At 71.8% G+C, this 11901-nt stretch carries 12 protein-coding genes and 1 riboswitch; of the genes, 6 read left to right on the forward strand and 6 right to left on the reverse strand.

Annotated elements, in window-relative coordinates; all coding sequences use genetic code 11:
* On the forward strand, positions 1-694 hold a 694-nt coding region (locus PKE44_RS08330), incomplete at its 5' end, for a DMT family transporter (RefSeq protein ID WP_324549987.1).
* Positions 695-764: 70 nt separating this feature from the next.
* On the opposite strand, the gene PKE44_RS08335 is transcribed toward PKE44_RS08330, so the two are convergent.
* The 3 genes from PKE44_RS08335 to PKE44_RS08345 form a co-directional block, all read right to left on the reverse strand.
* Entirely contained in the window at positions 765-1337 is a 573-nt protein-coding gene (locus PKE44_RS08335; protein WP_324549989.1) for a YceI family protein, read from the reverse strand.
* Between the two features lie 122 nt (positions 1338-1459).
* Entirely contained in the window at positions 1460-2011 is a 552-nt protein-coding gene (locus PKE44_RS08340; RefSeq protein ID WP_324549990.1) for a cytochrome b, read from the reverse strand.
* Between the two features lie 266 nt (positions 2012-2277).
* The gene (locus PKE44_RS08345) at positions 2278-2502 is read right to left on the reverse strand and encodes a hypothetical protein (protein WP_324549991.1); all 225 of its coding nucleotides are present in this window, start codon (positions 2500-2502) and stop codon (positions 2278-2280) included.
* 337 nt (positions 2503-2839) lie between these two features.
* Here PKE44_RS08345 and PKE44_RS08350 point away from each other — a divergent pair, with 337 nt between their 5' ends.
* Positions 2840-3322 (forward strand): hypothetical protein, encoded by a 483-nt coding sequence (locus PKE44_RS08350; RefSeq protein ID WP_324549993.1) that lies wholly within the window; start codon positions 2840-2842, stop codon positions 3320-3322.
* 16 nt (positions 3323-3338) lie between these two features.
* On the opposite strand, the gene PKE44_RS08355 is transcribed toward PKE44_RS08350, so the two are convergent.
* Positions 3339-4901 carry a sigma 54-interacting transcriptional regulator gene (locus PKE44_RS08355; RefSeq protein ID WP_324549996.1) on the reverse strand — a complete coding sequence of 521 codons (1563 nt, stop codon included), beginning with the start codon at positions 4899-4901 and terminating at the stop codon, positions 3339-3341.
* Positions 4902-5225: 324 nt separating this feature from the next.
* On the opposite strand from PKE44_RS08355, the gene ipdC reads away from it, so the two are divergent.
* The 4 genes from ipdC to PKE44_RS08375 all read left to right on the forward strand — a co-directional run bounded on the left by ipdC (position 5226) and on the right by PKE44_RS08375 (position 10451).
* On the forward strand, positions 5226-6866 hold the full coding sequence (gene ipdC / locus PKE44_RS08360; protein WP_324549997.1) for an indolepyruvate/phenylpyruvate decarboxylase: 1641 nt from the start codon (positions 5226-5228) through the stop codon (positions 6864-6866).
* Between the two features lie 223 nt (positions 6867-7089).
* A riboswitch (cobalamin riboswitch) is annotated at positions 7090-7299 on the forward strand.
* Between the two features lie 154 nt (positions 7300-7453).
* Positions 7454-9307 (forward strand): TonB-dependent receptor, encoded by a 1854-nt coding sequence (locus tag PKE44_RS08365; protein ID WP_324549998.1) that lies wholly within the window; start codon positions 7454-7456, stop codon positions 9305-9307.
* A 251-nt stretch (positions 9308-9558) separates the two neighbouring features.
* Positions 9559-10134 (forward strand): cob(I)yrinic acid a,c-diamide adenosyltransferase, encoded by a 576-nt coding sequence (locus PKE44_RS08370; RefSeq protein WP_324550000.1) that lies wholly within the window; start codon positions 9559-9561, stop codon positions 10132-10134.
* Positions 10131-10451: a DUF2322 family protein gene (locus PKE44_RS08375; protein WP_324550002.1), complete on the forward strand. Its 321-nt coding sequence runs from the start codon at positions 10131-10133 to the stop codon at positions 10449-10451. The genes PKE44_RS08370 and PKE44_RS08375 overlap by 4 nt, the downstream gene beginning before the upstream one ends.
* A 33-nt stretch (positions 10452-10484) precedes the next feature.
* Here PKE44_RS08375 and ubiA read toward each other — a convergent pair whose 3' ends face one another.
* A complete protein-coding gene (gene ubiA / locus PKE44_RS08380) occupies positions 10485-11414 on the reverse strand; it encodes a 4-hydroxybenzoate octaprenyltransferase (RefSeq protein ID WP_324550004.1) in 930 nt (309 codons plus the stop codon).
* Between the two features lie 9 nt (positions 11415-11423).
* Positions 11424-11901, reverse strand: a 478-nt coding sequence (locus PKE44_RS08385) for a chorismate lyase (protein WP_324550007.1), incomplete at its 5' end; no start/stop codon positions are given.

Genomic DNA, 11901 nt, shown 5'->3' on the forward strand with positions numbered 1-11901 from the left:
CCGGCTCGCGCGGCTGCGCCAGCCGCCGGCGGCGTTCGCGCTCGGCGTCGCCGGGCTGTTCGGCTATCACTTCTTCTATTTCGTCGCACTCGCGCACGCGCCGCCGGTCGACGCCAGCCTGATCAACTACCTGTGGCCGCTGCTGATCGTGCTGTTCTCGGGCCTGCTGCCCGGCGAGCGCCTGCAGCGCCACCACCTCGGCGGCGGCCTGCTCGGCCTCGCCGGGGCCTGGGTGCTGATCAGCGGCGGCGGCACGGCGCCGAGGCTCGAATACCTGCCGGGCTATGTGTCGGCGCTGGCCTGCGCCTTCGTGTGGTCGGGCTACACGGTGCTGAACCGCCGCTTCGCCGGCCTGCCGACCGATGGCGTCGCCGGCCAGTGCCTCGCGGTCGCGGTGCTGGCGGCGCTCTGCCACGCGGCCTGGGAGCCCACGGTCCGGCCCTCGGCCGTGCAGTGGGCGGTGATCGGCTGGCTCGGACTCGGGCCGCTCGGCTTCGCGTTCTACGTCTGGGATCACGGCAGCAAGCACGGCGACCTGCAGCTGCTCGGCGTGCTGAGCTACGCGACTCCGGTGCTGTCGACGCTGCTGCTGCTCGCGGCCGGGCGCGGCGAGCCGGGCTGGCCGGTGGCGCTCGCCTGCGCGCTGATCGTCGGCGGTGCGCTGCTGGCCTCGGGGCGGTTCCGGCGCGGCTGAAGCCGCAAATGCCGCGGGGCGCGTGCCCGGGATGACACGCGCCCCGCAAAAACCCCGAAGCCGGCGGCGCTTACTCGCGCACGCCCTCGATGACGAACTTCAGGTTCACCGCATCGGCCGCCGGGCCGAGGTTCTCGGTGTAGCCGAAGTCGCTGCGCTTGATCGTCGTCGTGCCGACGTAGCCGCGGCGGTAGCCGCCCCACGGGTCATTGCCGGCGCCGATGAACTGCACGTCGACCTTCACCGGCTTCGTGACGCCGTGCAGGGTCAGCTCGCCTTCGAGGGTCGCCTTGTCGCCGCTCTCGCTGAACTTCGTGCTCTTGAAGCTCGCGCTCGGGAACTTGTCGGTGAACAGGTACTTCTCGCGCAGGTGCTTGTCGCGCTCGCCGTAGTTGGAATCGACGCTGCCGGTGTCGACCCTGACCTCGATGGTCGAGGCGCCCGGCTTCGCGGCGTCGTACGTGAACTTGCCTTCCATCTTGTTGAAGCGGCCCTGCAGCATCGAGAAGCCGAGGTGCGAGATCTCGAAGTTCACGAACGAGTGCGCCGGATCGACCTTGAAGGTCTCGGCCGCGGCCGTGCCGGCGAATCCGAGCGACAGCGAGGCCGCGAGCGCGGCGGCGAGCAGAGGGGACTTGCGCATGGTGAGCAGCTCCTGAGGGGCGACGGCGGCATCGGCCATCGCGATCGGGGGAGGAAACCGCCGCCCGCAGCGGGCGGCGCGAGGAAAACCGGGAATCCGGAACCACGCGGCCCCGGAATACTTCAGCGCGGCAGCCGGCCGGTCATGCGCGCCAGCGTGCCGTCGCGATCGAGGAACTGGTGCTTGAGCGCCGCCGCGGCATGGACGACGACGACGGCGAGCGTGCCCCAGGCGAGCGTCTCGTGCAGGCCGGCGACGAACTCCTGCCACTGCTCGCCGCCGCTCCAGAGCGCCGGCAGCGAGATCAGCCCGAACAGCTCGGCCGGATCGCCCTTGGCGGTCGAGACCAGATAGCCGCTGAGCGGGATCAGCAGCGTCGCCAGATACAGCAGGCCGTGACCGGCGTGCGCGCCGAGCTTTTCCCAGGGCTTCAGCGTCGCTGCGAGCGGCGGCGCGCGATCCGCGATCGCCCAGCCGATGCGCACGAGCGCCAGCAGGCCGACCACGACGCCGAAGCCGCGGTGCAGGCCCGGCCACAGCCGGTAGCCGGGGTCGTAGTAATCGAGCGTCGTGATGTACCAGCCGAGCGGGATCAGGCCGAGGATCAGCACGGCGATGCTCCAGTGCAGCAGGCGGGCCGTCAGGCCGTAGGCGGATGCCGAATTGCGCCACATCGCGGATTGACCTCGCGCAAGCGGGGGACACCGGCAGCGGTGTCGTTCGAGTTGCGCAGCAGGCTAGCAGCCGCATTCCGGCACAGCGACGCTGCTTGCGTGACAGGATTGTTCGCTCTGGATTGACAATACCGCCGGAACTTTTGCGGACCTGCCCTTTTTGCGCGCACGACGGCGCGCCGGCAAAGTCACGAAAAACACAAAAAACGGCGGCCCGGCGCCGCAACGCCGGGCCGCCGTGTCGAGCGGCCGGGATGCAGGCCGGCTCAGGTGCGGCGCGTCGCGCCGACGACCACCAGCGCGCCGCCGAGGGCCAGCGCGGTATAGCCGGCCCAGGCCGGGATGCCGACGTGCTTCTCGGTCTCGGCCGTGGCCTTGACCGGTCCGACCTGCAGCACGGTCTCCTCGCTGGTGTAGTTGAAGCCGCGGTAGGCGAGCACGGCGATGCCGGCGACCAGCAGCAGCACGCCGATGATCATGGAAGTCTTCATGGCGGATACCCCTGAAAGGCTGCGGTGAAAATGCAGTGAAGGCGCAGTGGAGAGCGGTGTCACCGTCGCACGGTCGACCTCTGCGGGCCGTCCCCTGCACGCCTTCGGCGCGTGACGGTCACACCGGACATCGACCCCTGCGCCACAATCAGGGTTCCCTGCAGGACTGCATCCGGGATTGCCGGCGGTCATGCCTTACGGTTTGCGACACGCGCAGCGCGCCGGCACGGCAAACTGTGCAGACCGGGTGCAGACCGATCCGGATCGAATCCCCTCCAGCCATCGTGCGACCGCACTGCGGTTGCCGCACCCGCCGCACCGGGGAAAGGAAGGTCAGATGAGCGAAGAAATCAGCCGCGACTACGTACACGGCGTCTACACCGAACTGCTCGCCCGCGAAGGCTTCCGGCCGAAGACCGACGAGGACGGCGACATCCAGTTCCGCAACCAGGGCTTCACGACCTACATCCGCATCAGCGAAGACGATCTGCCGTTCCTGCAGATGTTCATCCCGTCGGTGTACACGCTGGAGTCCGGCGAGGAGGACACGGTCGCGCTGGCGGTGATGGCCGAGCTGAACCGCCAGTTCAAGCTCGTGAAGGTCTGCCGGCTCGATCACTCGGTCGCGGTGCTGGTCGAGATGCTGCTCGCGCAGCCCGAGGACCTCGGCGGCTCGCTGCTGCGCATCGCCGACGTGCTGGTGGTGGTCGCGCACGAATTCCACCGGCTGATGAGCGCGGCGCTGCGCGAGCGCCAGCGTCAGGCCGAGTCCGAGCTCGACGAGGACGATCTGCCGATGCCGACGCGCACCGTCAACTGACGGACGAGCCGCGTCCTCAGCCGCGACGCGGCTCCGCGGCAGGGCCGGAACCGGGGCCGAGGCCGATGCCGTACTGGCGCAGCTTGTTGGCGACCGCGGTATGCGACAGGCCGAGGCGGCGCGCGAGCTGGCGCGTGCTCGGATGGCTCGGATACAGGCGCGCGAGCATCAGCCGCTCGACGCGCGCCAGCGCCTCGGCGAGCGAGCCCTCGAACAGCGCCTCGTCGATCGGCGCCCCGCTCGCCGCCGTGGCGTCGGTGCCGAGCGCGAGCAGCTCGGGCGTGATCGCGCCGCCCTCGGCGACGGTCACGGCGCGCAGCAAGGTGTTTTCGAGCTGGCGGACGTTGCCGGGCCAGCCGTGCGCGAGCAGCGCCGCCTCGGCCTCCGGCGTCAGCCGCGGCGGCGCGCAGGCGAGCTGGCGCGCCGCCATCTCGATGGCTTCGAGCGCGACCGGCAGCACGTCGGCCTGCCGCTCGCGCAGCGACGGCATCTGCAGGTTCAGCACGTGCAGGTGGTAGTAGAGATCGTCGCGAAAGCGTCCGTCGCGGACCTCGGCCGCCAGATCGACGCGCGTCGAGGCGATGATGCGCACGTCGGCGCGGCGCGGCTCGACGCTGCCGCCGCGCCGGAAGCGCCCGTCCTGCAGGAAGCCGAGCAGCCGCGCCTGCAGCGCCGGCGACAGCTCGGCGACATCGGACAGGAACAGCGTGCCGCCGGCGCCCTGCTCGAACAGGCCCGGCTGCTCGCGCACGCCGAACAGCACGGCCTCGGCGCCGGCATCGGCGAGTTCGCCGGCGTTGAGGCGCAGGAACGGCGCCTCGCGCCGCGGGCTGGCGAGGTGACACGCATAGGCGAGCCGCGCCTTGCCGGAGCCGGATTCGCCGAGGATCAGGATCGGCGCCGACAGCGGCGCCATGCGCCGGGCCTGCGCCACCAGCGCACGCATCGGCGCCGAGCGGTGCACGATCGACGCGAAGCCGGCATCGACGGCCGGCGAGGCGGCTTCGAGGCTGCCGCCGTGCAGCACCATGACCGCCCCCGACAGTGACTTGCCGGCGCGTGCGAGCGGCACCAGCACCGGAATGAAGTCGGCAAGCACGGCCTGGCCGCGCAGCGCCAGACGCACGCCGTACTCGGGCCGATCGAGCCGGTTGATGTGCTCGACCAGATCGAAGTCCTCGACCAGCGGCGCGAGCGGCGTGCCCTGACCGTCCGGCCCCTTGAGCTTCAGCAGGCGCTGCGCCGATTCGTTGGCGACGACGACCCGGCCTTCGAGATCGAGCGACAGCACCGGCGCCGGCAGCGCGCCGAGCAGCGTGCGCAGCTCCGACTGCTTGCGCTCGCCCGGCATCAGCGGGATCGGCCGCACGTCGCGCACGCCCGGCACCTGGCGGATCTCGGGCAGCACGCGGTGCAGTTCGTCGAGCGTCATCTGCGCGGCGTGCAGATAGAACGAACCGCGGCCGTCGTTCTGCGTGACGATGTCGCCGGCGGTCATGTTGATGTTGTGCCGCGCCAGACTGTTCAGCACGGCCATCGCGATGCCGACGCGGTCATCGAACACGATCTGCAGGCGCATGGCGTCTCCTTCCGGGATTCAGGTCATCCGGCATCGCACGGCCGCCTCGGCAACGCACGACACCGCAGGGTCGTATGGCTGTGTGTACGTCCGCAGCAGATTAGTTGACGCCGGGCGCCGATCACAACGTCAGACTGCATGCGGGTTTTCGTCGATTCCTTTCTTACCTGTAACCGATCATTGACAATCCCGGAGCTCGCCGGACCCTGCCCGCAGCCGTGGCCGCGACGGCGGTGCAGCAGCGCGCACCCGGCCTCTGCTACCTGTGCGCCATCCCCGTCCGGCCCCTGTGCCGGCGATCGCGCCCGGAGGCCACGCCGCGCCATGAACATCGCCCTGTCCCTGCTGCACGCGCTGAAGGCGCACGGCGCCCGCGAGATCTTCGGCATTCCCGGCGACTTCGCGCTGCCGTTCTTCCGCATCGTCGAGGAAAGCGGCGTGCTGCCGCTGTACACGCTGTCGCACGAACCCGGCATCGGCTTCGCGGCCGACGCGGCGGCGCGCTTCAACGGCGCACTCGGCGTCGCCGCCGTCACCTACGGCGCCGGGGCGCTGAACATGGTCAACCCGGTCGCCGGTGCCTATGCCGAGCGCAGCCCGCTGGTGGTGATTTCCGGTGCACCGGGCGCGGCCGAGGTGCGCTCCGGCATGCTGCTGCACCATCAGGTGAAAACGACGGACTCGCAGTTCGCGATCTACCGCGAGATCACCTGCGCGCAGACCCGGCTCGACGATCCGGCGACGGCCCCGGCCGAGATCGCGCGCGTGCTCGGCGCCTGTCGCGAGCAGTCGCGGCCGGTGCTGATCGAGGTGCCGCGCGATGCGGTGGCGCTGCCGTGTGCGCCGGTGCGCCCGGCCGCGCCGGCCGCCTACGACCGCGAGGCGGTCGAGGCCTGCGCCGGGGAAATCCTCGCGCGCCTGGCCGCGGCCGCCCGCCCGACGCTGCTCGTCGACATCGAGGTGCGCCGCTACGGGCTGGAGGCGCGTGTCGCCGAACTCGCGCACCGGCTGGCGATTCCGGTCGTGACGACCTTCATGGGCCGCGGCCTGCTCGCCGAGGCCGCGGTGCCGGTCGCCGGCACGTATCTCGGGGTCGCCGGCGAGCCGGCGGTGACGGCGCTGGTCGAGGACTCGGACTGCCTGCTGATGCTCGGTGTGCTGCTGTCGGACACCAACTTCGGCGTCTCCGGCCGCCAGATCGACCTGCGCAAGGCCGTGTACGCGGCCGACCGGCAGGTGCAGATCGGCTTCCACCACTATCCGGACCTGCCGCTCGGCGCGCTGGTCGAGGCGCTGCTGGCGCTGGTCAGCGACCTCGATCCGCCCGAGCCGCGCCTGCGGCCCGATCTGCCGCCGCTGCCCGAGGCGATCGTCGACGGCGCACCGATCGCGCCCGATGACATCGCCGCGGCGATCGGCACGCTGATGCGCCGCCACGGCGCGCTGCCGATCGCCTCCGACATCGGCGACTGCCTGTTCACGGCGCTCGGGCTCGCCAACACGGCGCTGACCGCCCCCGGCTACTACGCGACGATGGGCTTCGGCGTGCCGGCCGGGCTCGGCATCCAGGCGACCACCGGCCTGCGGCCGCTGATCCTGGTCGGCGACGGCGCCTTCCAGATGACCGGCTGGGAACTCGGCAACTGCCGGCGCTACGGCTGGGACCCGATCGTCATCGTCTTCAACAACGCCAGCTGGGAGATGCTGCACGTGTTCCAGCCGGAATCGGCGTTCAACCGCCTCGACGAATGGCGCTTCGCCGAACTCGCCGCCGCCCTCGGCGGCCACGGCGAGCGCGTGCGCACGCGCCGCGAGCTGCACGCCGCGCTCGCGGCTGCGCACGCCCGCCGCGGCCGCTTCTCGCTGATCGAGGCGATGATCGCGCCGGGGGCGCTGTCGCACACGCTGGCGCGCTACGTCGAGGGCTTCCGGGCCCGGCGCGCGCGCCAGGCGGCGGGCCACTGAGCGGTCGCGCCGCGAAACAGACCGCTGTTCACGCTCGCACCGTCTACGCTGATCCGGTCCTGACGGAGCCGGACCCGCAAGGGTCCGGTTTCACCCTGTCGCCCCGTCTCCCGCCTCCGGAGCCGGGGCGTCTTTTTGAGAACGCCGGGGGTCCGTTGCCGGCAAGTCCGCGATTCCGGCGTGGTTGACGCAGTGCGGCAGGCTTGCGTAGGGTGCGCGCCCATCCGCTGGAAACGCCCCGGGTGGTCCGAGCGATCGGACTGAAACGGGAAGCCGGTGCAACACCGGCGCTGCCCCCGCAACTGTAAGCACGCCAAGCGACGCCCCCGATGCCACTGTGCCCGACCGGCACGGGAAGGCGGGCGTCGCCGGGAGAGGACACTTCCCCTCCCGCGTGCGAGCCAGGAGACCGGCCCGGGGCGTACCCAGTCGGTGTTGCGGCGGGCGACACCGACAAGCCGCTCCGGAAGGAACTGCCGATGCGCAGGCCGGGGCGTGCCTGTCCTCGCCGCGGCGACCGGCCTGCTGCCGGCGCCGCGGGCGTTTCGCCCCCATTCCGTTCCTGCGAACCGATGGGGATACCCTCGATGAACACCCTGCACACCGGCCTCGCCGGTCTGGCCGCGCTCGCGGCCCTGTGCCCTGCGCCCGCAGCGGCCGCCGACGGCGACAGCTCCGAACTCGTGGTCACGATCACCGGCGCGCGCAGCGAGCAGCCGCTCGCGCATGCCACCGCCCCGATCACGGTCATCGACCGTACCGAACTCGACCAGAGCCAGGCGATGACGCTGAACGAGGCCCTCGCCGGGCGCAACGGCATCGCCGCCGCCAGCAACGGCGGCGCCGGCAAGGTCACCAACCTCTATCTGCGCGGCGCCAACGCCGGCCAGACGCTGCTGCTGGTCGACGGCATCCGCCTCGGCTCCTCGACGCTCGGCTCGCCGGCCTGGCAGCTGCTGCCGCTCGGGCTCGCCGAGCGCATCGAGGTCGTGCGCGGCGCGCAGTCCGGCCTGTACGGCTCGGATGCGATCGGTGGTGTCGTGCAGGTGCTGACGCTGCCGGCGCCCGGCAGCCCGGTGCGACCCTGGGCCGAAGCCGGTCTCGGCACGCAGCAGGGACGGCATCTCGGCGCCGGCGTGCGCGGCAGTCAGGGCGCGACGACCTTCTCGCTCGGCGGCGACTGGCTCAGCAGCGACGGCTTCGATGCCACCGCCACCGACACCTTCGCGCACAACGACGACCGCGATGGCTTCCGCAGCGGTGCCGGCCACGTCGCCGTGCGTCAGGACGTGGCGCCGGGCCAGTCCTTCAGCTTCACGGCGCTGCGCGCGCAGGGCGAGAACCGCTACGACGGCAGCAACCCGCTCACCTTCGCGACCGCCGATCACGCCGAAGGCAAGTTCGTGCAGCAGGTGCTGGCGCTCAATGCCGACAACCGGCTGACGGATGCCTGGCGCATGAAGACCACGCTCGGCCAGAGCCGCGACCAGAACGAGGACTTCGCCGATGGGCTCTCGGCCGGCGCCTTCGACACGCGCCGCGACCAGTTCACGTGGCAGCACGAGTTCCGGCTCGCCGACGGCCACCTGCTGAGCCTCGGCGCCGAGTGGCTGCACGAGAAGGTCGGCGGCAGCGGCGTCGTCGATTACGCGCAGAAGACGCGCACGACGCGCGCGCTGTTCCTCGTCGATGCCGTGACGCTCGGCGCTCACGACCTGCAGCTCAGCCTGCGCAGCGACGACATCGACGACATCGGCCGCCACAACACCGGCCGCCTCGGCTGGGGCTGGAGCTTCGCATCCGGCCTGCGCGCCACGGCCAGCTACGCGACCGGCTTCAAGGCGCCGACCTTCAATGATCTCTACTACCCGGCCGGCCCGTTCGCCGCCGGCAACCCGGACCTCGAACCCGAGTCCTCGCACGGCTGGGACCTCGGCCTGGAGCAGCACGCCGGCGCCTGGCACTGGCGGCTCGGCGGCTACCGCACCCGCGTCGGCAACCTGATCCAGTGGGTCCCGGACGAGTTCTTCCGCTTCAGTCCGGTCAACGTCGCCAATGCCCGGCTGACCGGCATCGAGGCCTCGCTCGGCTGGCAGGATCACGGCTGGCAGGTAAACCTTGATGCCGACTGGCTGCGCGCCGAGGACACCGACAGCGGCGACCCGCTGCCGAACCGCCCGAACCGCAGCGCCCGCCTCAGCATCGACTACGCCCCCGGCACCTGGAGCGCCGGCGCCACGCTGCTCGCCGCCGCCTATCCGGATGACCTGCCGCAGCGCGGCTGGAGCGTGCTCGACCTGCGCTCCGGCTACCGGCTCGACAAGGACTTCGAGCTGAAGCTCAAGGTCAACAACGTCTTCGACCGCGACTACCAGACCGTCAACGGCTATCCGATGCCGGGGCGCGAGGCCTGGATCGCGATTGAATACGGCATGCGCTAGAACAGCGCAGTCGACGCACGCCTCGCCCGGCCGTGATCTGCCGCGCTCCCCCGCCCCCGGTAAGCTGCCGCGTGCAGCCCCTTCCCCCTCGCGGGGAAGGGGTCGGGGAAAGGGGGAGAGCCGCCGGCACCAGCGCCGAAACCATGCGCCGCGCGCCATCCCTTGCGGGGGGCAGCGCGGCGCGGCGGCCACGGCCGGCGGAGCTCCTGCCGGCCGTGGCCGATCCATCTCCCGCCCGAGGACTCCCCGCGATGGGTCACCGCCTCTCGAAGATCTACACCCGCACCGGCGATGCCGGCACCACCGGCCTCGGCGACGGCACGCGCGTGCCCAAGGACGCGCTGCGCATCGAGGTCATGGGCGAATGCGACGAACTGAACGCCGTGCTCGGCATGGTGCTGGCGCTGCCGGTGCGCGAACCGATCCGCGCCGTGCTGACCGAGGTGCAGCACCGGCTGTTCGACCTCGGCGGCGAGCTGTGCATGCCCGGCTACGCATCGCTGAGCGCCGAGGACGTGACGCAGCTCGAAACCGATCTCGACGGCTTCAACGCCGCACTGCCGGCGCTGAAGGAATTCATCCTGCCCGGCGGCGGCCCGGCGGCCGCGGCCTGCCATCTGGCGCGCACCGTCTGCCGGCGCGTCGAACGGCATCTGGTGACGCTGGTGCGCACCGAGGCCGTCAACCCGCACGCGCCGGCCTACCTGAACCGGCTGTCGGACCTGCTGTTCGTGCTCGGGCGCGTGCTCGCGCGCGACGAAGGCGGCGGCGAAGTGCTCTGGCGCAACGACCACGGCCGGCGGCGCACGGCGGCGGACCAGCCATGAGCTTCGCCGAAAACCTCGCCAGCCTGCCGCCGGCCGGGCATCTGGCCGCGCTCGAACTGTTCGAGCACGGCGAGCCGGCCGGGCGCATCGAGAACCGCCCCGGCCAGGCCGGGTCGCTGCGCATCTACCACGCGGTCGCGGTCAACGGCCGCATCGACGCCGAAGCGGCACGCCGGGCGCTCGGGCTCTACGGCGAACACCTCGCCGATGCCGAGGCCAATCCCGGCCGGCATCCGAACATCGACCGGCTGCTGGCGCTGATCAGGCGCAACAGCGTGCTGGTGATCAGGCCCGTCCCGGCCGCGGACGGCGCCTGATTCCGGCCGGTCACGGCGCACCGGCGGCCCCGCTCACGGCAGCGCATCCACCAGCACGCCCGCGAACACCGCGAGTCCCACCCAGTTGTTGTGCAGGAAGGCGTGGAAGCATGCGGCCGGCTCGCGTCTGCGCACCAGATACTGTTCCCAGGCCATCAGCCAGGCCGCGGCGAACAGGCCGAGGTAGTAGACCGGCCCGCAGCCGGCCATGAGTCCGGCCAGCCCCAGCAGCAGCAGGAACGCACCCTGCAGCAGCGCGACGATCTGCCGGTCGCGGGCGCCAAACAGGATGGCGCTCGACTTGACGCCGATCTTCAGGTCGTCCTCGCGGTCGGTCATCGCGTAGAAGGTGTCGTAGGCCACCGACCAGACGATGTTGGCCGCATACAGCAGCCACGCGAGCGCCGGCACCGAGCCGGTCACGGCCGCGAAGGCCATCGGGATGCCCCAGCCGAAGGCCATGCCGAGCACGACCTGCGGCAGGTGATGCAGGCGCTTCATCAGCGGATAGCCGGCGGCGAGCGCGAGCCCGGCGAAGGACAGGCCGATGGTCAGGCCGTTCTGCGTCAGCACCAGCCCGAAGGCGACGAGGCTCAGGCCGATCGCGAGCCACAGCGCCTCACGCACCGTCACGCGGCCGGCGGCGAGCGGCCGGTCGCGGGTGCGCGCGACGTGCGGGTCGAAGCGGCGGTCGGCGATGTCGTTCATCACGCAGCCGGCCGAGCGCATCAGGAACACGCCGAGGCAGAACACCAGCACCGTGCCCTCGGGCGGCTGGCCGTGACCGGCGAGCCACAGCGCCCACAGCGTCGGCCACAGCAGCAGGAAGCTGCCGATCGGCCGGTGCATGCGCGCAAGCTGCGCGTAGTCACCGGCCTTGGCGAGCAGCCGCGGCCAGCACAGGGCGGCGCGGGGTTTGCCGGAGGCGGAGGCGGCGGGAGCGGGTTCCGGACTCGGTTTCATGGGAGGCGATCACGCTTGCAGGACGTCGGCGAGCGCCGGCAGGAAGACTTCGCAGACCAGCAGCGGCCGGCCGTCGATCCGGAAGGTCGAGCGCCGGCCCCACAGCGGCAGGCCGCTGGCACCCCGCACGTCGAGCGCGCGGCGCGCCAGCGGACAGCGCAGGTCGAGGCGCGCGATCTGCAGCGGGCCGCGCACGACGCCGGGATCGGCGAACAGTACCGCGCCGAGCGGACGCGTGCCGAGTCCGGTCAGCGTGCGGCCGTGGCCGCGCAGCGTGCGCCGCGGGATCACGGTGCGCGCGAACACCCACGGCACCCCGCCGGCGAGCAGGTGCACCTCGCGCACCCAGGCGGTGACGCCGCGGCGCAGGCCGAGCGCATCGGCCTCCTCGCGCAGCACGCGCCCGGCGCGCTCGCTCAGCACCCGCACCGAGAAGGCCCGGCCGTGGCGCGCGCATTCGGCGCGCAGCCGTGCGGTCAGCGAACCG

This window comes from Plasticicumulans sp. (genome assembly GCF_035331805.1).
Classification (GTDB): domain Bacteria; phylum Pseudomonadota; class Gammaproteobacteria; order Competibacterales; family Competibacteraceae; genus Plasticicumulans.